At 41.9% G+C, this 21,710-nt stretch carries 17 protein-coding genes; 15 read left to right on the plus strand and 2 right to left on the minus strand.

Annotated features, from left to right (window positions below):
* The first annotated feature begins 1,259 nt into the window (after positions 1-1,259).
* From BK120_RS21315 to BK120_RS21360, 10 genes are all read left to right on the plus strand, one after another.
* Positions 1,260-3,563 carry a glycoside hydrolase family 95 protein gene (locus BK120_RS21315; RefSeq protein WP_076269508.1) on the plus strand — a complete coding sequence of 768 codons (2,304 nt, stop codon included), beginning with the start codon at positions 1,260-1,262 and terminating at the stop codon, positions 3,561-3,563.
* A gap of 241 nt (positions 3,564-3,804) precedes the next feature.
* A complete protein-coding gene (locus BK120_RS21320; protein WP_076269509.1) occupies positions 3,805-4,932 on the plus strand; it encodes a glycoside hydrolase family 88 protein in 1,128 nt (375 codons plus the stop codon).
* Entirely contained in the window at positions 4,919-7,081 is a 2,163-nt protein-coding gene (locus BK120_RS21325) for an alginate lyase family protein (protein ID WP_076269510.1), read from the plus strand. Before BK120_RS21320 ends, BK120_RS21325 begins: the two co-directional genes overlap by 14 nt.
* A gap of 77 nt (positions 7,082-7,158) precedes the next feature.
* The gene (locus tag BK120_RS21330; protein WP_076269511.1) at positions 7,159-8,874 is read left to right on the plus strand and encodes a sensor histidine kinase; all 1,716 of its coding nucleotides are present in this window, start codon (positions 7,159-7,161) and stop codon (positions 8,872-8,874) included.
* Positions 8,875-8,881: 7 nt separating this feature from the next.
* The gene (locus BK120_RS21335) at positions 8,882-10,477 is read left to right on the plus strand and encodes a response regulator transcription factor (protein WP_076269512.1); all 1,596 of its coding nucleotides are present in this window, start codon (positions 8,882-8,884) and stop codon (positions 10,475-10,477) included.
* A 217-nt stretch (positions 10,478-10,694) separates the two neighbouring features.
* A complete protein-coding gene (locus BK120_RS21340; RefSeq protein ID WP_076269513.1) occupies positions 10,695-11,633 on the plus strand; it encodes a carbohydrate ABC transporter permease in 939 nt (312 codons plus the stop codon).
* 63 nt (positions 11,634-11,696) lie between these two features.
* On the plus strand, positions 11,697-12,485 hold the full coding sequence (locus BK120_RS21345) for a carbohydrate ABC transporter permease (RefSeq protein WP_076269617.1): 789 nt from the start codon (positions 11,697-11,699) through the stop codon (positions 12,483-12,485).
* Between the two features lie 124 nt (positions 12,486-12,609).
* Entirely contained in the window at positions 12,610-13,995 is a 1,386-nt protein-coding gene (locus BK120_RS21350) for an ABC transporter substrate-binding protein (protein WP_076269514.1), read from the plus strand.
* Positions 13,996-14,118: 123 nt separating this feature from the next.
* On the plus strand, positions 14,119-15,360 hold the full coding sequence (locus tag BK120_RS21355; protein WP_076269515.1) for an alpha-L-fucosidase: 1,242 nt from the start codon (positions 14,119-14,121) through the stop codon (positions 15,358-15,360).
* A gap of 45 nt (positions 15,361-15,405) precedes the next feature.
* On the plus strand, positions 15,406-17,223 hold the full coding sequence (locus BK120_RS21360) for a glycoside hydrolase family 35 protein (RefSeq protein WP_076269516.1): 1,818 nt from the start codon (positions 15,406-15,408) through the stop codon (positions 17,221-17,223).
* Between the two features lie 103 nt (positions 17,224-17,326).
* On the opposite strand, the gene BK120_RS21365 is transcribed toward BK120_RS21360, so the two are convergent.
* Positions 17,327-17,785: a VOC family protein gene (locus tag BK120_RS21365; protein WP_076269517.1), complete on the minus strand. Its 459-nt coding sequence runs from the start codon at positions 17,783-17,785 to the stop codon at positions 17,327-17,329.
* A gap of 156 nt (positions 17,786-17,941) precedes the next feature.
* Between BK120_RS21365 and BK120_RS21370 the strand changes: the two genes are divergently transcribed.
* Positions 17,942-18,376 (plus strand): Lrp/AsnC family transcriptional regulator, encoded by a 435-nt coding sequence (locus BK120_RS21370; protein ID WP_076269518.1) that lies wholly within the window; start codon positions 17,942-17,944, stop codon positions 18,374-18,376.
* Between the two features lie 217 nt (positions 18,377-18,593).
* On the opposite strand, the gene BK120_RS21375 is transcribed toward BK120_RS21370, so the two are convergent.
* Positions 18,594-19,481, minus strand: a complete 888-nt coding sequence (locus BK120_RS21375; RefSeq protein WP_076269519.1) for a LysR family transcriptional regulator — start codon at positions 19,479-19,481, stop codon at positions 18,594-18,596.
* A gap of 109 nt (positions 19,482-19,590) precedes the next feature.
* On the opposite strand from BK120_RS21375, the gene BK120_RS21380 reads away from it, so the two are divergent.
* The 4 genes from BK120_RS21380 to BK120_RS21390 all read left to right on the plus strand — a co-directional run bounded on the left by BK120_RS21380 (position 19,591) and on the right by BK120_RS21390 (position 21,559).
* On the plus strand, positions 19,591-19,989 hold the full coding sequence (locus BK120_RS21380; protein ID WP_076269520.1) for a tautomerase family protein: 399 nt from the start codon (positions 19,591-19,593) through the stop codon (positions 19,987-19,989).
* A 13-nt stretch (positions 19,990-20,002) separates the two neighbouring features.
* On the plus strand, positions 20,003-20,332 hold the full coding sequence (locus BK120_RS21385; RefSeq protein ID WP_076269521.1) for a carboxymuconolactone decarboxylase family protein: 330 nt from the start codon (positions 20,003-20,005) through the stop codon (positions 20,330-20,332).
* 99 nt (positions 20,333-20,431) lie between these two features.
* Entirely contained in the window at positions 20,432-20,584 is a 153-nt protein-coding gene (locus BK120_RS35395; RefSeq protein ID WP_179089848.1) for a hypothetical protein, read from the plus strand.
* Positions 20,585-20,752: 168 nt separating this feature from the next.
* Positions 20,753-21,559, plus strand: coding sequence for an acyltransferase domain-containing protein (locus BK120_RS21390; RefSeq protein ID WP_076269522.1), 807 nt, complete (start codon positions 20,753-20,755; stop codon positions 21,557-21,559).
* The last annotated feature ends 151 nt before the right edge of the window (positions 21,560-21,710 follow it).

Genomic DNA, 21,710 nt, shown 5'->3' on the forward strand with positions numbered 1-21,710 from the left:
TGAGTGGGATCGTAATTTAAATTAGAATGAAGTAATAAGTTACTGGAATTGTAATTCTAAATTAAGAGAAGAGATTGATATTCTTATAAAAGAAGAGGTACTCATTTCTGATAGTAAACTCTTTACTGAAGGTGAGCAGGATTATTTAGATTACCATTTAAATAAATCAAAATTTAGCAATTCATTGGATTTGCGTAATAGTTATCTTCATGGAACACATACCAATGATGATGAGATGCATAGAATAAACTACTTGATTTTCTTGAAATTAATTGTAATTATTATCGTGAAAATAAATGATGACTTAAGCATTCGAGAAAAGAGTCTAGGTGAATTAGTAAAGAATTAGCACAAAGCATCAACCGTAATTGAGCACATAATGCCTTCGGAATTTTTGTTAAGTTAGATAAAATTAGCAATTAATGAAAAGGCCGGTAATATTAAGTTTTTGGCGCAACTGGCAGATGCGAAGGACTAAAAACCCTGCTTTGATTACAAAGAATGCCTTAGAAAGCGCCGATTTTTGAATAAGGAATAGAAGACTTTTCTTATAACATAGCTTCCGCATGGCTAACCGTTGAATAAACGGAAGGCGGCGGGGGCTTTTTTGGTTATTAAAAATCCAGTATTTTTTCGAGTCCTGTCACATGTGTTTTTTGTGTAGGAAACCATTGGTCTTCGACACGGCTGGAACGATAAACAATATCTGGAGGGGAATACACTTGACCAGAGCTTCTAAATGAAGTATGGCTTTTTGATTAATTTGAGCAATGATCTCTTCAGCTACACTGTAAGTGCGCGGTGTTTCATTAACAACAACTGTCCGATTGTCTTTATTATAGACTCTATATTTAACTCCATATCTAATGGAATTAAGGTTCGCGGATCAGTAATTTCTACGCTTATCCCCTTGTTTTCTCCACTTCCTCCGCGAAAATCGAAGGCAGAACCGCTGCCACTAAAAGACAAATGATGATTCTTGAAAAGCACTTATTTAACACAAAGCAAGGAACTGAATTGCAGCGACAAATAGATTCAGACAGTCAGATAGTCAAATAGTCAAAATTTTACTTGCCCAAAGTCAGTATCGCTCCTTTGATTTGTCCTTGTTTGCTCTATAGTGGAATGATTACTATTGTATATTTCAGTATTACACGCGTTTTAAGTTACTAGTGTTTTAAGTTACTTAGATTTTAAATGACTAGAAATTTAAGTTACTACCACTGCGTTCTATAAGAACTAATTTGGAGTGAGAAAATATGGGGATTAAAAATGATAGATTAATAGAGAAACGGCCTGCTAGTGTGTGGACTGAGGCATTTCCAATCGGCAATGGACGCTTGGGCGGCATGGTATTCGGTGGGATTCAATCCGAGAGAATTCAATTAAATGAAGACTCGATCTGGTATGGAGGGCCGATAGGCAATGATAATCCAGCTTCCATTGGAAAGCTGCAGGAAATTAGAAGCTTATTGCTGAAAGGAGAACCGCAGGAAGCAGAAAAATTAGCGTTGCTGCATATGACCAATGCTCCGCATTATTTTGGTCCATATCAGCCTCTTGGTGATTTAACCATTAAGATGGAAGGTCATCATAACGCTTCGGACTATCAGCGAGAGTTGAATCTTCAGTCTGGTATCAACTTTATTGAATATCATTCTGAGTCAATTCACTATCGGAGAGAGGTCTTCTCGAGTGCAGCAGACCAAGTATTAATTATCCGTCTGACTGCTTCGCAGCAGGAAGCTCTTACTTTAACTGCCCGTTTGAGTCGAAGGCCATTTGAGGGGGAAGTTGGCAGTGAGGCAGAGGGTACTTTGACAATGAAAGGACAATGTGGGCCAGGTGGTGTTCATTACGCAGCTGTATTACGAGCAGTCGTGGATGGAGGCGAGATACAGACGGTTGGGAACTATTTGGATATCCGTCATGCGAGTTCAGTTACTTTAATAGTAGCGGCACAGACCTCGTTTAGGTGCATTGATCCGAGCATGGAGGCGCTCAAACAGGTGGAGCAGGCAGCTTCTTTGCCAAATGCAGAGCTTAGGAATAGGCATGTTCAGAATCATAGTCATTTATTCGATAGAGTATCACTAACATTAGGCTCTGATGACGAGAATAATCTTGAGCTTGAACAAAAACCTACCTCTGAGCGGCTGCTGCATTATCAGCAAGGTCATACAGATGTAGGTCTTGAAGCGTTATTCTATCAATACGGACGTTATTTGCTTATGGCAAGCTCAAGACCCGGCAGCCTGCCAGCTAATCTACAAGGAATATGGAATGAAAGCTTCACACCTCCTTGGGAGTCAGACTTCCATTTGAATATCAATTTGCAGATGAATTACTGGATCGCGGAAGCGGGTAATTTGGCTGAATGTCATGAGCCGCTGTTCGACCTCATCGATCGGCTGGTGGTTAACGGACGAGAAACGGCACGCAAATTATACGGTGCAAGAGGTTTTGTAGCACATTCTGTAACCAATCTGTGGGCGGAAACAGGGATATTTTGCGCGTGGGCTCCGGCAATCTTTTGGCCATCAGGAGGTGCATGGCTTGCCCTTCATTTATGGGAGCATTACAGATACAACGGCAACGTATCGTTTCTACGTGAACGAGCCTATCCGGTGCTGAAGGAGGCTTCGCTTTTTTTCCTCGATTATCTAATCGAAGATGACAAAGGCAGGCTTATAACCGCACCATCCCTTTCTCCAGAGAACAGTTATGTATCAGAAAGCGGCGCAATCGGGTCGTTATGCGTTGGTCCATCGATGGATTCTCAGATACTTTATGCGTTATTTAGCGCCTGTATAGAGTCAGCAAAAATTGTTGATCTTGATCCACTGCTTCAAGTGGAATGGATGGAGGCTCGAAGCAGACTTCCTAAGCCGGGGATTGGCCAGTTCGGTCAGATTATGGAATGGGCTGTCGACTATGAGGAAGCTGAGCCTGGACATCGCCACATTTCACATCTATTTGCTCTTCATCCGGGTGAGCAAATTTTGGCTCATCGAATGCCGGAATTAGGAGAAGGCGCACGGCGTACCCTCGAGCGGAGATTGGCGCATGGAGGCGGACATACAGGATGGAGTCAGGCCTGGATTGCGAATTTTTGGGCGAGGTTAGGTGATCGCGACAAATCCCATAACAGCTTGCAAGATTTGTTGCGTAAAGCCGTTCATCCTAATTTATTCGGAGATCATCCGCCATTTCAGATTGACGCTAATTTTGGAGGAGCAGCGGCAATTCAAGAAATGCTGCTGCAATCGCACGGAGGCGAGCTGCTTTTGCTGCCCGCACTTCCTCCCGCATGGTCATCCGGCAGTATTACAGGCTTGCGAGCAAGGGGCGGGTTCACGGTTGATATCGAATGGTTGGATGGAAAGCTGAAGGAGGCCAAGATTCGTACTGAGATCGGCGGGAAGCTTGTTATTTATAGCAAGGTACAGCTTGAAATTCGTGATTTGGCAAATAAACTTATAATGGCTGAATGGACGGATTGCACCTATCAATTTGTAATGCCACCCGAAACCATGTTTGTTGTTAAGCCCGTAACAGAGTGACACTTATAATTGGTAGACGGAGTCTCAATTCAAGTGAGACTAACATCAAAAAAGAGGTTTCCAACGTCTTAAACGAGGCTTGGAAAACCTCTTTTTGTATTTTAATCATGGATCAAACGAAGTTCTTGAAAAAAGTCAAAATAATGCACATTCCTGCAAAAATTCATTCTCATTAGACGATCTTTCTTTCGTTATGATTGAGCGTAACTAATAAATGGTTGAATGAAGGAGGCCTTGCATCGTGTGGAAAACGGCTATTGATGATGCTATTGCAAAGACGCTAAAAAATATAGAAAGATTTGAGGGGAAATTCCCTCATGTCAGCAGCAATGGAACCTATGAATTGAATGAAAATAATGATTGGACCAATGGCTTTTGGAGCGGGATGCTGTGGTTATGCTACGAATATACACAAGACGAACGGTTTCGGAATGCAGCGGATCAGACGGTTACAAGTTTTCATCAACGTTTGAAGGATCACGTTGTGCTAGATCATCATGATATCGGTTTTTTATACTCACTGTCCTCCAAAGCACAATGGATCGTGGAGAAGGATGAAGCAGCCCGACAATTAACGCTGCAAGCAGCGGATTTGCTTATGAACCGGTGGTGTGAACCTGGCGGCTATATTCAAGCTTGGGGACAAAAGGGAGATGCTAAAGAAGGCGGCCGGATTATCATCGATTGTCTGTTAAACCTTCCACTGTTGTATTGGGCGAGCGAACAGACAGGAAATCCATCCTATATGGAAGCAGCCCGTATCCAAGCAGAAAAATCAAGGCGTTACCTAGTAAGGGGGGATGACAGCTCCTATCATACGTTCTTCTTTCAGCTAGAAACGGGTGAACCGATCGGAGGGGCGACGCATCAAGGGTATACGAATGGTTCAACATGGACAAGGGGACAAGCGTGGGGAGTATATGGATTCGCACTCTCCTATCGCTACACGAAGGATAAAAAGTTCCTCGAAGCTTCAAAGCGACTTGCCCGTTATTTCCTTGAGCATTTGCCAGACGACCATGTAGCCTACTGGGACTTCAATGCACCCATTGAGAATAATACCTACAGAGACAGCTCGGCCTCTGCGATTGTAGCTGCGGGATTATTAGAGCTCCTTTCCCTCATGGAGCAGCAAGACCCCGAACGTCTCTATTTCCAAGAACATCTTGAGAAATCAATGACCTCACTCGTTCAGAAATACGCGACGATTGGGGAAGAAGACGCTGAAGGACTGCTTAAGCACGGATCATATTATGTGCACGGAGGATTGTCACCAGATGACTATATGATCTGGGGAGATTATTACTATCTGGAAGCGCTGATGAGGCTTGAGAAGGGTATCGGAGGTTATTGGTATGAAGGCAAATAACCAAGCTCAGTATGAAGAGCGCCTATTTAACCTATTAAACCTAGATGATGAAGGGTTAGAAGTGGTAAAGCAGGCCATCCTTCAAAATCAGCTTGATGATGCATTTGCGGTGCTAAAGCAATATTTTATAGAGCGAACTTCTCCTAGAATGTATTTGCAAAAGAAAGAAATACAACAGGTTTGCAACTATGTGCATGTACATTGTTCAGAAGAAGTGCAAGATGTGCTGCAAACAGCTGATGAGGTCGTATCGCAAACCTTCCTATTCCGCTTTCAGTGGGATATGGAACGTACCCGTGTTCCTGTATGTTTTGATCGGCTAATCGATTGGAATCACATTCAAGATAGTGATGTGGAATGGGCCTACATGCTTAATCGACACCGATACTGGGTTGCACTTGGACAAGCTTATCAGCTTACTGGAGATGAGAAATACGCGAGCACCTTCTGTCTACAATTAGAGGATTGGATTGATCGAAACCCTGTTCCTTCGGCGCAGACTAGGAATACGTTAACTTGGCGCTCTATTGAGGCGGGACTACGCTGCAGCAACTGGATCAAGGCACTGCCTTATTTAATTGAAAGCCAAGTTATGACACCGCGTCTATTTGCAAAGATGTTAGTCTCCCTCCATGAGCATGCGGAATATTTAGCTTCATCATTCACAGGCTGGAGTAATATTAGCAACTGGGGAGTTATTGAAACGAGTGGATTATTCCAAATGTCCGTATTCGTTCCAGAATTTAAGCGGACAATTCACTGGCAGCAGCTAACGGCTGAGAGGCTGAGAGAAACGTCGCGACTGCAAGTGATGAAGGACGGCATTCACTGGGAGCAGTCCCCTACATATCATCATGAGGTGCTGAACTGCTTCCTAGACATGATGACTCTGGCTCAAAAAAATAAAATGACCATGGAAGCTAGTTTTACTCGCTCGGTAAAGAGCATGGCTGCTGCCTCACTCTACTGGGCAAGACCGGATCATAGACAGGTGATGCTTGGTGATAGCGATAATAATGATATTCGGTCAGTTATGACGGCTGCTGCGATTATTTTCAAAGACCCCGTGTTTCGGTTTGCTGGATGGGAGAAGGTCGATTTTGATCAGGCTTGGAACTTCGGGCCTGAAGGTATTCGCTATTATGAAGATTGCCCCGTTCAAATACCGCCGCAGCAATCTTATGCGTTTGAACAGTCAGGGCATTATGTGATGCGCTCTGGCTGGGAAGAACAAGCGTTATATCTCTATTTCCGCTGTGGTCCTCTTGGAGGAGGACATGGGCACGCCGATATGCTTCATATCGATATTCATGCGTTCGGCAAGGATCTGCTTACGGATCTGGGGAGATATAACTACTCTGATCATACGCCGCTGCGCAAGCAGCTTAAACAGTGCAGCTCCCATAATACAACGGTAGTTGATGATACTGAATTTACGGAAGTTATCGATACATGGCAATTTGGGCGAATAGCTTCAAGAACAAGTACGGAGTGGGTTTCTGAGCCGAATTTTGATTACGTTAGCGGAAGTCACGATGGATACATTCATTTGGATGATCCAGTCTACCCAAGCAGGAGCATCATCTTTGTAAAACCGTATTTTTGGCTTGTGGTGGATTGCTTTAGAAGCCAGAATGAACATACGTTTAAGCAGTTTTTTCATTTTGCTCATGGACAACTGAGCTTATCGCAGGAGACGGGTATTTGTCGCACGACAAATGAGAATGATGCCAATCTTTGCATTATTCCGATCCAGACAGCTGGACTTAAGGCTGAGCAGAGCGAGGGTGTTATTTCTTATGAATATAATCTAGTGGAGCCTAACCAACATGTGACCTACGAGAGAACTGGATCAGGTACGACATCGATGATGCAGGTTCTTTACCCTTTACGCGCGGGAGAAACAAGCATTCCTATCGTTGAAAAAGTTCCAGTCTACCTATATACTGGTGAGTTGGCAGAGGACAACAGCGTAGAAGCATGCCGGATTGTGATTCCGCATTCAACAGAGCAATATATCATTGTTGTATGCCATAGGGCTCCATCCTCTCATATTGATTCTTACATGGTTGACGGCACACAGATTTTTGGCGAAGTGGTGTTGATATCCTTGAAAGAAAAGGTCAAGGAGATTACCGTTATTAAATAAAGCCTGAAACGCGAAAAAGGCGATAAGCTACCCTGCTGCAATAGTCATGAAAGCAACTTGAAAGAGGCGCGGTAAATATGTCTAGGTTAAGCTATTATCAAAAAATTCAGCTGTCATTTCTCCTATTTATTATTGTTCCTATCATTACCGTATCTGTCATCTCATTTGTGCTCATTAAAGAGACGATGGTTGAGAAGCTTCAACTGAGCAATGACAACTTCTTGAATGTCATGATCGAAGAGATTGGAACAACGATTGATGATGTTATATTTGCATCGCATTTCATCGTTAATGATACGAATGTCCGGTCAGATTTGAAAAAATTCGCGGATACAGAACGGTTGAATACGTATGCGGATTACACAAATTTTACGAACATAAAGGGAGTATTTTCTCTCATTACATCAAAGCCCTTAAATAATAACATTCGAATGTATTTGGTCAATAGAAAAGGCTTTATTATTTCTTCGAATGAGGATGATTTGAATTTAGTTAATAGAAACCTAGACGATTTATATGAAAAAATTGATCTCAAAAGGCCCGAAACCCTGCAACGGCTCGGTATGGTAAAAGAAGAGTCCGATAAGGAAGGGACCTATTATATGGCAAGAGTGATTCATGATAATGATGACAAACGCTATCTATCGGTTCTGATTATTGGTATTTCAGAGTCATACTTTGAGAAAGTTCTGAAGCCCATTGAGTTTGGTAAAGTAGCGCTTTTTGATGCAGAGGGAACTCTTATTGCTGGTAGCACGGAGCTTCTGTCGCACGATGCAGCAGCAAGCAGAGATATTCTTCGTTCTGAAGTCACGTTAGACAAAACAGACTGGACGCTTGTTTATGAAGCGAACAAGGAAACCTTTACGGGGGAAATTTCAAGAACCTTCTATTTGGGTATAGGAGGCGTTATTTTCCTCTTTATTATTTTTTCCATATCTTCTATGTTTATTGCAAGGAGATTGCACAGGCCTATTCAAAAATTGCAGCGTGCGGTCAGGCAATTTGGGATGGGAAACCTTGATGTGAAGCTTGAAGTGAAAGGCAAAGACGATATCGCTGAGCTTGGTCATTCGTTGAACACGATGATGGAGCAGCTCAAGGGGCTTATTCATGATATTGAGCATGAACAGGAGCTGAAGAGAGTAATGGAGCTCGAGGCTTTGTTCATGCAAATTCGGCCACATTTTCTAATCAATACTTTAAACTCTATCAAGTGCAGCCTTATCCTGCAGAAGGATCTTCTGCATAGCAAAAGCATCGATTCATTAATGAGCTTGCTCAGAGCCTATCTGAAGGTAAATGAACCGACCTCATTGAAGGATGAGTGCGTGCTGCTTGGGCATTACATCGATATTATGAAGATCAGAAATGAAATGGTACTTGAGCTTACGGTTGAGCTTGAACCAGGGCTGGAACAATTATTAATTCCGAAGCTGATGCTACAGCCTTTAATTGAAAATGCGATTGTACATGGTTTGGTAGACAATCCTGCTGCCAAAATTTCGATCCAAGCAAGAAGAGTAGAGAACGGAATTGTCATTGAAATAGAGGATAACGGTAGTGGAATAGAGGAAGAACAGTTAGCTGCACTGAACCATCATCTGCATTCCGTCGGCTCAGAGCAGTCCTCTTCTTATCAAAGGGTCGGCTTGGTTAATGTGATTCAAAGGTCAAGATTAACATTTGGTCAAGCGGCGGCGTTAGCTCTATATGAAAATGTACAGGGCGGGGTAACAGCCTTCCTTCATCTTCCTGTTATTGAACGGCATGTTTATTCTTCGGAGGGGTGAAACGGTGATGTATAAAGTCATGTTAATTGATGATGATGTCCCTATGATTCGGGTTTTGCAGCAAATGATCGATTGGGAGTCACTCCAGCTGCATGTGGTGGGGGCTACCTATTCAAGTGCAAAGGCATTGCATATGTTTGAAGAAACGTCGCCTGATATCGTCATCACTGACATTGGACTGCCGCAAAAAAGTGGTATCGAGCTAGCAGCTATTTTCCGCCGGATGAAACCGGATATTAGAGTCATATTTTTGACGTGCCACGAGGATTTTCATTACGCACAGCAGGCAGTAAAGCTGAATGCCGATGATTATCTTCTTAAAGATCAATTAACGGCGGAGCAGCTTGAGCAAAGCTTAGGAAAATCCATACAATTGCTCAAAATGAAAGTCCCAAAGATCGACAATGAAGTATCGAACTATAACAGTGAGCTGTTCAAGCAAGGCTTGTTTCAAAGAGTCATTGATGGTGTTAATCCCACATCAACTGTGGGGTATGCAGCTCAGCTAGGCATCTCATGGGGATACCCCTTCTTTATGATGGGTGTCGTCCATATCAATTTCTCAACTTACGAATCGCTTTACGTTCAGAACAATATTTCGTTAATTTTTTATGCGATTCACAATATTGCGGTGGAGCTGTCTGGTTCGTATGATGGAATAACGCCATTTTTGGAAAAAGACAATTTAGTTATTTTGTATAATTACCGAAATAATTTGGCGAACAATGCTTATCCTTATTTTCAAAAGTATATGCAGGAGCTGCAGGCTCTTTGTCTACAGTTTCTAAAGTTGCAGCTTAATATAGTCACCGTGACAGATAAGATGGAACTGCAATCCATTGGAGCCGTCTATCAGCAGGTGATTCAATATAAAAATGAGTTTTACAAAAGCAGTGAGTTTACGGTTACAAATATGAATGTCTTCTTACAGAACATATTTTTATCTTATCCGCTAGGTTTTCTAGATTGTTATAAGTCAGATATTGAGCGTGCGATTATGAAAGGCGACTTTGACAGTATCCATAATATCGTCGCTAATATTGGTAAAAATGCTGAGGAGAATAGAGTCGAGCCAAGTGAGTTGGTTCAAGATTTATCAACACTCATTCGCAGCATTGATATAATGTTCTCAAGATGGAAGTCGGATGAGGGGATTTATATTTACCTGTCTTCTGCAAGGACTTTGCTTGATGTAACAGGATTGATTGAAAGAAAGCTTATTCACATTGCAAAAAACCGGCAGAAGGGATTAGAACCTGTGATCCAGGAGCCGAAGCTGCAGGTGATTCAACAATATTTAGATAAAAATTTATCCGAAAACATTACCTCAATTGATATGGCGCGTCATTTGTATTTGAATTCAAGCTACTTCTCCCGCTATTTCAAACGACTGACGGGTGTGAATTTCACGGATTTTGTTCACCAGTATAAAATGAAAATTGCTGCAAAAATGTTGAAAACGTCCAACCAAAGCATCGAATCTTTAGCTATGGGACTTGGATATTCGGATAGAACTTATTTTTCAAAAGTGTTCAAGAAGTATATAGGCATGACTCCAAGTGAATATAAAGCAAATTATACGATTAACACTTATGTAAGATGAATAGACTGCAGCTACAATCGAAACCTGTCCTCCGATAATGCCGGGGTACAGGTTTTTTTGTCGTTTCCATTGTTCATAACTTTTATGGTGTTTTCGCCGAATGTAACCCATTTGGAAAGTCAAAATATTGCTCCTACGAAGTCATAATCCATCGTTCTTGTCCTGTGGATTTCTATTATCATTAGTATCAACTTAATAAATGTTGAGGTGATACGAAATGGAAGCTGCTAAACCAATCACAAACCCTGAAATTCTACAGAAGCCAAGAAAATTTTGGACTCCGAGGCGGAAAGAAGCATTAATCGGCTGGCTGTTTCTTGCCCCAGAAATCATAGGTATGTTATTGCTGAATGTATTTGCACTTGGGTTTTCTCTTTATTTGAGCTTTACTTCGTGGGACCTGTTATCAGGCCTAGGGGGCATTAAGTTTAACGGTATCGACAATTATATTAAAATGTTTCATGATCCAACCATCATTAAAGCGTTGAAAAACAATCTGCTTTATACCGTGCTGACGGTGCCGGTTCCAATTGCTATATCGCTGGTACTCGCTGTTCTCATTCACAATAAGGTGTTTTGGAAGGATTACTTTAAGGTTGTGTTTTTCATTCCCTATATTTCATCCATTATTGCTGTTGCGGCAGTGTGGAGCGCATTGTTCCATCCTTCACTAGGACCGATTAATCAGTTTTTAATGGATCTAGGCATTTCCAACCCGCCTAAGTGGCTGGTGGACCCAAAAACTTCACTTATCGCCATTGCGATCATCACTTCTTGGGCAGGGCTTGGTTATACGATTATTATTTATTTGGCCGGTCTTACAAGTATTTCGAATGAACTATATGAAGCGGCGGATATCGACGGTGCGACTTCAATGACCAAGTTTCTCAAAATTACGGTTCCATTGCTTCGTCCGACAACGTTCTTCTTGTTTATTACGATGTTGATTGGTTCTTTTAAAGTATTTGATATTATCTCTTATTTGACAGCTGGGGGACCAGACAATTCTTCTACAGTCATCGTATTCCGGATTTATGAGGAAGGATTCGTGAATTATAACATGGGGTACGCGGCTTCAATCTCATGGCTGCTATTTGCGATTATTGCTGTCATTACTGCGGTCACCTGGAAATTCAGAAATGAAGAATCATTATAAGGGGGAGGGGTCAGCTTGCTTATCATAAGAAAAAATATATCAAAAATAATTGTTACCATTATTATGGGTGCTATATCTATTTTCTTCTTAGTTCCATTCATATGGATGATTTCATCAGCGTTTAAATTTGAAAAGGATGTTATGCGTTTTCCCATTGAGTGGATTCCTAAAAATATTAATGTGTTGTACAATTTTAAAGCAGTTTGGATGGGAAATGTAAACTTTCTTCATATTTATTTCAACTCTATTAAAATAGCTTTAATTGTCACTTGTCTCACATTGCTCTTTTCCACTATGGCAGCTTTTGCATTTACCAAACTCCGGTTTAGAGGAAGAGGCCTTGTATTTATGGCTTTGATTTCGTTCATGATTATACCGGATCAGGCCACTCTAATTCCTCGGTTTATGCTGGTTCGCTGGCTGGGTATTTATGATAGTCACTTTGCGCTTATTTTTATGGGGATGTTTTCTATTTATTTCACATTCCTGCTTCGTCAGTTCATGGCGGGGATCAGCGATGAGTATATGGAAGCTGCGAGAATTGATGGAGCAGGCCATTTAAGGATTTTCCGCTCGATTATTATTCCGCTGTGCCAACCGGTTCTTGCTACCGTCGCTATTATAAAGTTCATATGGTCATGGAATGATTATCAGAATCCGCTTATTTTCCTGCAATCCAAAGATTTGTATACGATCCCGCTAGGTATGAGCCTGTTCAGGGATGATTATACAACGAATGATGCCATTATGATGATGGCTGCGCTGTCAGCAATTATTCCTTTATTAATTATATTTATTATATTGCAGAAGCAAGTAATTAACGGGATTGCCCTTGGCGGAGTCAAAGGGTGATATTTGAAAAAAAGTCAAAAAAGTAATCATTTTACCTCAAAATTATACTCTTCTATGAATCTTCCAATCTTTATACTGATGATGAAAGAAGATGAGTCAGCTATTAAATAGGGGGGCAAAAAAAATGAATCATAAGGGTAAACGCAAGTTTTTAGTTTCGATCTGTCTTTTGTTAGCGGCTTTTGCAGTGCTAAGCGCATGTGGAGGTAATTCTAATTCGCCTAAAAGCTCAAACGCTGCCGGGTCTGAGGGTACAGCGGACAAGCAAGTGACCATTAAGTATTACAATTTTGACAGTGCAGCTCAAGAGGTTGGTACAAAAGCTATGCTGCAAGAATTTGAGAAAGAAAATCCGGATATTAAAGTTGAGCATGTCATTCTTGTTCCGGGTAATTCCTTGGAAATGTTGAAAAAGCTTGATTTTCTAATCTCTTCGGGTGAAGCGGTCGACGTCGTAAACGTTCCGAGCGCGTCAGCGGTTATCGAAAGAGCAACTAGAGGCGCGCTAGCTCCGCTGGATGAATATTATGCTGCCAATAATCTTGTTGCTGCGGATGAATATTTTGTTAATCCAAAAGTGGGCGACAAAACTTACGGCATGCAGATGTCTACAGGTTACCAGTTCATTCTATTGAATAAGGATGCCCTAGATGCAGCAGGTTTGCCAGTGCCGACATACGGTTGGACATGGGATGACTTCCGCGATTATTCCAAGAAGCTGACCAAAGGTGAAGGCGTGGATAAACAGTACGGTTCGTACTTCCATACATGGGAATTGTATATGAATGCTCCAGCGCAAACGGTGATGAAAGATCCTTTCCGTTATGATGATGGAACGACGATCTTGGCTGATCCAACTTATAAATACTTCTTCCAGCTGCGCAAAGACATGGAAACGGTAGATAAATCGGCTAAGCCTTATGCGGATGTTCTTGCATCGAAGCTTAACTATCGTACTGAATTTTTCAGTGAAAGTGCTGCGATGATTCTTTCCGGAAGCTTTATGATTCCTGACCCAGGAAATACGGAGCAATATCCGCATGATTTCAAAACGGCATTTGCTCCAGTTCCGCTTCCTCCTGCGAATGCGCAGCCAAAAGATTATGAAGGCGGTAAGTATTTTGTAGGTGGCGGACATCTAGTAATGGGTGCGACTTCCAAGCATAAAGAAGCTTCATTCAAATTAATGCGCTTTATGACAACGACTGATTCGGAATCAAGAAATGAATTCTCTGGCTGGAAAAAATCAGACCAAAACGTCGTACTTGATCGTTTGATCGGTGCAAACGCTGATAAATATGATGTTGAATCGCTTAAAAACACATTATTTGGCCCTGAAATTAAATATTTGGATGCTTCACAAGTGGTAACGACAAGTACTGCTGATTTGACGAAAGTTATCGGAGATGGCTTTAGCAAGTTCATGCTTAGCAGCGATTCCATTGACGATGTACAAGCATGGATGGTAAAAGAAGCGACGAGAATCATTGATGAGAAAGAAACAAAATAAAGTTAAGTGAATTGAAACCGAAATTGAGGAGCTTTGAGCAGTCTAGACATGGCTGCTGCAAAGCTCCTTTTTCTTGTGTCGGATCAATGGCAACTTAGGAGTGCAAGGAAAGGGAGATGCAGCATGGCTAACTTATCATCATCATTATCAGTGCCAACCGAGCAGCAGCGTCGTTGGCAGGATCTTGAACTCGGAATGTTTTGTCACTTTGGAATGAATACGTTTTGTGATCAGGAATGGGGCGATGGGAATGACTCGCCTTCTTTATTTAATCCAGCCCAGCTTGATGCCCGCCAGTGGGTGCGTACGGCAAAGGCTGCTGGATTCAGATACTTCGTCCTTACGGCAAAACATCATGACGGCTTCTGTCTTTGGCCGACCGCTACGACAGATTATTCGGTTGCCTCTAGTCCTTGGAGAGAGGGCAAAGGCGATATCGTAAGGGATTGTGCAGATGCCTGCCTTGAAGAAGGAATTGGCTTTGGCCTATATTTATCTCCTTGGGATAGACATGAACCGTGTTATTCCGATCCAGATGCTTATGATCTCTTCTACGCTAGTCAGCTGGAGGAATTGCTAACGGGTTATGGTCCACTCGTTGAGATCTGGTTCGATGGAGCGGGCTCCGAAGGAAGAGAGTACGACTGGAAACGAATTATGAACCTAATCAAGCAGCATCAACCGGATGCCATGGTGTTTAATATGGGAGCACCGACGATCCGATGGGTAGGAAATGAGGATGGTCTTGCCCCTTATCCTTGCTGGAATACAGCTGAATCTGCTCGGGTAAGCATGTTTAGTGAAGGGGATCTGAAATGGCTGCCTGAAACACCTCGATGGGTACCGGCAGAATGCGATGTCCCTATTCGGAAGGACCGATGGTTCTGGCATCCTGAGGAGGAGCATCTGCTGCTTTCCTTGGAGCAATTAATGGACATCTATTATCGATCGGTTGGTCATGGTGCAACGCTTCTTTTGAATGTAACGCCAGATAATCGTGGACTTATGCCAGAGGCAGATGTGAACCGGGTTATTTCGTTTGGAAACGAGGTTCGTCGCAGGTTTGATCATCCACTTGCCGAGCTGTTTGGCGAGGGAGAGGTTATCGAGCTTGTGCTGCCTCGGAAACTTATCATCGACCATATCATCACAATGGAAGATATCGCTTATGGAGAACGGGTACGGGACTATAAAATTGAGGTTCAAGCCGGCAATGAATGGATAGAAATGATCCGTGGGAGCGCAATTGGGCACAAAAAAATAGATGTCTTCCAACCAATTTCCACAGACAGAATACGTTTAACTGTACTTGAGTCGGTAGAGCGGCCAATAATAAAACGTTTTGCCGTGTTTAATAGTCATTAGATTCGATGTTAGCATTGGAAACTATAAAGGATGGGAGAGGAAACCATGAGTCAATTGGAGATTAGAGAAGGGCAGTATTACTTGCATGGGGAGCCTTACCGTATTGTGTCGGGTGCCGTACACTATTTTCGTGTCGTGCCAGAGTATTGGATGGATCGTTTGCAGAAATTGCAGGCATGTGGATTTAATACAGTAGAAACTTATGTCGCTTGGAATGTGCATGAGCCGCAGGAGGGTCAATTTCAATTTGAAGGAATGGCTGACATCGTCCAGTTTATTGAGCTTGCGGGACAACTGGGCTTGCACGTGATTGTTCGTCCCAGCCCATTTATTTGTGCGGAGTGGGAATTTGGGGGATTGCCAGCATGGCTATTGAAAGAGAATGATATGCAGCTTCGCTGCTCGGATAGTGCCTATTTGGCGAAGGTAGACCTTTATTACGATGTATTAATTCCTAAGCTTGTTCCACTGCTCTCTACGCAGGGTGGCCCGATTCTTGCGGTGCAGGTGGAAAATGAATATGGCAGCTACGGCAATGATACCTCCTATTTGACCTATATTCGTGATGGGCTTGTACAAAGAGGGATAGACGTGCTGCTCTTCACTTCTGACGGACCTACTGACGAGATGCTGCTCGGCGGCACGATAGAGGATGTTCATGCAACAGTGAATTTTGGATCGCGAGTTGCGGAATCGTTCGGAAAGTATCGGGAGTATAGAGAAACAGAACCGCTCATGGTTATGGAGTTTTGGAATGGATGGTTCGATCATTGGATGGAGCCTCACCATGTTCGTGCTGCAGCTGAAGTGGCTGACGAATTGGATAAAATATTGGATAGTGGTTCATCGGTTAATCTTTATATGTTCCATGGCGGAACGAATTTCGGATTTTACAATGGCGCCAATCATATTAAAACGTATGAGCCGACGGTAACTAGTTATGATTATGATGCACCGCTGAGTGAGTGGGGGGATGTGACGAGCAAGTATGAGGCGATTCGCAGCGTGTTTGCAAAGCACGGCATCGAGCCAGGTTGTGACATGCCACAGCCGATTCCTAAATATTCATACGGCAAAGTGACACTGTCAGAGAGCGCGACACTGCTTGATAATTTGGACCAATTATCAGAGCCAGTAATATCGAAATGTATACAGCCCATGGAGAAATTTGATCAGGCGTACGGTTTTATTTTGTATTCGACATGGGTGAGTGGACCTCGATCTGGGCAAAAGCTGCATATTCAGGAGGTTCGTGACCGAGCGCAAGTATTTCTAGATGGCAAGTTATTAGGTGTGGTGGAGCGCTGGGACCCTAAGCCCTTAGATATTAGCATTCCGGAAAATGGGGCAAGACTCGATATTCTTGTCGAGAACATGGGGCGAATCAATTACGGTCCTCGACTTCGTGATCCGAAGGGGATTACGGAAGGAGTGCTCCTTGATAATCAATTTTTATACAATTGGACGATTCGGACGCTTCCCCTTTGTCCTGATTCTCTATCATCTGTCCGCTACGAGAGAACGAAAGACCATGAATTGCGTGTAGAAACTCCGGCATTTTACAAAGGTTCTTTTGAAGTAGAAGAGATCGGGGACACTTTTTTAAGATTTAATGGTTGGAATAAAGGCGTAGCATGGATTAATGGCTTTAATCTGGGACGGTACTGGGAGATTGGACCTCAGCGTGCGCTTTATATCCCAGGGCCTTTGCTGCGAAAGGGACGCAACGAGATTGTGCTTTTTGAGCTGCATGGCTTCTTGACTGAGCCTGTAATCACGCTTAGCGACCAGCCTGATCTAGGGGAATCCGCAGCGGTGGATGACCGGGTGTTAAATTTTGTGCAAGAAGAGCAGACAACCTAAATCGAGCTTTATCCCTAAGCTTGAGCAATGAAATAAATCAACCACGTCCTAAGGACGTGGTTTTTAATCGTATCAACATTATTGCGCTTTTGAAAATATTAATTTACATGGGTTTGGCGGACATATCAAAATCAACATCTTCTATAAATTCGATAATTTCCCCATTTGGGCTATGAATAACTGCGTTCCTTACAAGAAGAGGTGGTTCGCCAAGAGAAAGGCAATCTGGTTTTACAAAAGGTTTCGCCCCATGAGCGAGTGCCTTTTGATACATTTCATCTACGTTATCCACATAAAAGGCGAAATGCAATAATGCTCCATGAGCGATATCCTTTTCAGATAATGCTTTTTTCCCTTGAGCGGGAATGACTGCATCGTTATCAAAGATCTCAATACAGGTCCTTTGGTCAGGTGAAACCAGCATGGAAGCTTCCTTAATTTGAAATAAGGGCAAACTCCAATGATGGCCTAACTTGAACCCTAAAACCTCAATATAGAATGCAATCGTTGCTTTATAATCTATAGCTTGGATAGCTACATGCGAAAGGCCTTTTACGCTCATCACTAATCGCTCCTTAAATAATATATGTAAATTATAGAGGCATTAAAGGATGAGAAACATGCAAAAGATAAGCATTTTATAGTAATATGGTTATAAAATATAAGGTATTTTAGATGAAAAGGTTTATTTCATGTTAATGATCAGGAGGCTCTTACTATGGAACATCCTATGGATGACATTGATAAAAAAATTATGGCATTACTTCAGTACAATGCACGGATGTCCATTTCTCAAATTAGCAAAGAGGTATCGATGTCGCAACCATCCGTTAAAGAAAGAATACTCAAGTTGGAAGAGAAAAACATTATCGCTGGGTACAATACCGTTTTTAATTTGCGTGAAATGAATCGAGGCACGACCACGTTTATTTTAATAAAAACAGAACATTGCAAAGAGATTACTGACTTTTGTGAACATGCTATGGAAGTAACCGATTTATTTCGGATTAGTGGAGAATATAATTATCTTATTAAGGTGCAAACCGCATCCATTGAGGAACTGGCTGAATTTCAAGATTCTCTTATCAAGTTCGGACCTTCAAAGTCTCATATCAGTTTGAAAAATATGTTAGAAAATAGAATTTTGCTTTAGTTGAGGGGGAAGTGCGAGGATGACGACAGTTCTGCTTGCCACACTAAAGAAGACATTGAATAAGAATGATATCTGAGTCGAGACAGCAGAAATGCTGTTTTTTGTTTATTATGATGCAGTAACAAAGTTGAGTATAAACACTAAATGAGTTGTGTTTCATAAGAAAAGGTCAACCAGAAGCTTCTGATTGACCTTATTTTTGGTGCTATACGAAAGCTCAATGCACTTCATTTCGCCGCAGTTCCTCTTTTACATATTGCATGAAAAGAATTTTGGATGATGAATTATACTCCGTGTTACGTAATTGCAGCAAACCGACCGGAATGGATGAATCCTTCAGTTCAACGTGTATTTTCACAACATTCGTGGGTAACGCTGTTGAATCTAGAACGGCTCCAACGGAAGGTATTCGCTGAACGAACCCAGGAATAGCCGAAATTTGATTCACCGTATATAGAAAAGGGGTTTCGGTGTAATGGGAATATTGCTTAGCTAACCGCAGATAATACAAGCAGGTATTTCCTCCAACGATCATCGGATAGTTAAGCAGTTCTTCAAAGGATATTATTCCGTTTCTTTCAGCCAAGGGATGGTTGTTCGCTACAATGAAGGAAATATTCTCGTTATATAGAGGCTCAAAACTAAATGAAGAAAAATCGGCAGGCTCTCCGCATATGGCAAAGTCCAGTTGGTTCTGGAGTACCGCTCGTGACAAGGAGTCGGTGTTCCCGCTGACAAAGTGACATGATACTTTTGGTTTAAGTTCCTGGAATTGTCGCAGAGAGCTGGGCAGCACATGCTCGAATATCGATGCTAGCCCTCCGATGCGCAGGGAGCCGATCTCCTCTCTTTGCAAAGCTTTTGCTTGTTCAGTTACATGGTTCCAGTGTTGAATGAGCTTGTCAATTTCCACGGCAAAAATTTGTCCAGAAGCGGTTAACTCTGCATCCCATCCTCGCTTAAATAGCTGGATGCCCAATTCCTTCTCCAGCCGCTGGACTTGATTAGTAATCGTAGACTGCGCGTAATTCAACTTTGTGGCAGCCTTGGTGAAGTTTCCTTCTTGAATAATCGTTCGAAACGTAACTAGTTCCTTTAAGTCCATAGCACATATCTCCATCGGTATAATTGAATTACAATATCACTTTATTCAATTATACAAATAAATTAGCGGAGAGTAAAATGAAGTTAGCCCATTGAAGGAGTGATATAATATGCCATTTATCAGAGTAAGTTACATGGAAAACCAATATGGGAAAGAGCAGCTACCCATCATAAGCCATGCGATTATGAATGCACTAATTCAGCATTTTAACGTGCCGGAAGATGATTGCTTTCAAGTTTTCCATTCACACAAAGAAAGCGAGTTTTATTTTAGCCGGAATTACTTAAATATAGAGCGAAGTGACGGGCTGCTCTATATTCAAATTACGCTCAAATCTGGAAGAAGCACCGAGCAGAAAAAAAGCTTTTACGCAAAGTTAGCCGAACGATTATCAAATACGCTCAACATGAGGAAAGAAGACGTTTTCGTCGTACTGGTCGACACGGAATTTGAGGACTGGTCATTCGGTAACGGCGTTGCACAAATGATCGAACGTCCAGACAACTAGGGGAGGCATAAGAATGAACCATCGAAAAATTAAATCAACTGCCCGTGAATCTTTTGGGGATATTGCACCTACTTTCGTGCGATATTCGGAAGAAGTACTCTTCGGGGACGTGTGGAGAAGAGAACAATTATCGCTTCGGGAACGCAGTCTCCTTACGATATCAGCACTAGTCGCCGGTGGACTTTCAGAACAGCTTTCTTATCATCTCCGCCTTGCAAAAGAGAACGGTCTGAATGAAGAAGAGTTGATCGAAGCGCTGACCCATCTCGCGTTTTACGCTGGATGGCCGCGAGCCGCGTCGGCGATTCAAGTTGCGAAGGAAGTATTCGAGGAGAACACATAAAGATGGAACACGCCAATTTGGGCGTGTTTTTTTGTGTAAATGGATGTCCAATAAAGTTTATGGAATAGTTAAGTTGAAACCTAAGAGGAGGACGCAAGCATGTCAACTGTGACCTTTTATCGCAAGGATTTGCTGCCTTTTTTGGAAGCAAAACGATGTATGAGGAGCGATCTTGCCTATCAAAAGCATTTTCATACTTTCGGAATAGACCCTCTCTCTTTGACGATAACTATTGGCAGCGGTAGACTTTGAGAGGGGACAAATGGGTAGACAAGATAAAAGGAAAATTAATTGAATAGATCAAAACTTTACTCTTGATGAAAAAATATTCAAGGAGTACAATTTTTTCAAAATAATCAGGAGAGATTGACTATAAATAAATCTTTTACCTGATTTGATGAAAAAAGAGGTGGAATTGTCTTGGACATAACAAAGTTTTGTGAGGGAATTAGGCTTAACGAAGCTGCTCGGCGGCAAGTGTATGCGTATCCTATGAAGGAAGAGGAGTATAGTCAATATAAACAACATTTTCTTTCAGATCGATATTCATTTTTTGAAAACGTAAAGCAAACAACAGATTATAGGAAATTGTTATTGTATTTATTTGTTAGATTTGCTGTCGATGCGTATCAGGAATACCAGATACGAGGGATTAGTGATCAATATTATTATGATACCTTCTCAGATATTCAGATCTGGTGTTTAAACTGCAAGCGAGATTTTAATGAATACGGAATCGAGGAATATAATTGGCTGCAGGAGCATGTTCAGCTTCGTTTATTCCGATTGGGCAGATTGCAATTTCAGCCTTTTGCTATAGATCGTGATTTAGAGGTAGAAGGACAAAAAATATTTAAAAATCAAATTGTGCTTAATGTACATATTCCACAAGGCGAACCTCTTTCTCAACAGGGCGTAGAAGAGTCCTTTGAATTAGCCAGAGTTTTTTTTAGAGGAATATCTCCAGTGTACATTTGTCATTCGTGGCTGCTTTATCCGGATTTAAATAAGATTTTAAGTCATGGCTCCAATATATTACAGTTTCAAAAGCATTTTTACATCTATGATATCGATGAGGCTTCAAGGGAAGCAGAGCAAAGAATTTTCAACCGATTAAGTGCAAACCCATACAGTTATGAAGAGGAAACAAGCTTACAGCGCAGTGCGAAAGCATTTCTAGTTGCTGGGAACAACCTAGGAAGCGGTTTTGGAATTAAGCTGGACTAAGAAAAATTCAATTGTGAAACTCCATCAATCGCTACTAAGAAGAACACGCCAATTCGGGCGTGTTTTTTTGTGTATATGGATGTCCATTAGTTCACTAGAATCATGATATACTAAAGCTTACTGAATAGTTAAGTTGAAGCCTAAGAGGAGG

The organism is Paenibacillus sp. FSL A5-0031 (genome assembly GCF_001956295.1).
Lineage (GTDB): Bacteria > Bacillota > Bacilli > Paenibacillales > Paenibacillaceae > Pristimantibacillus.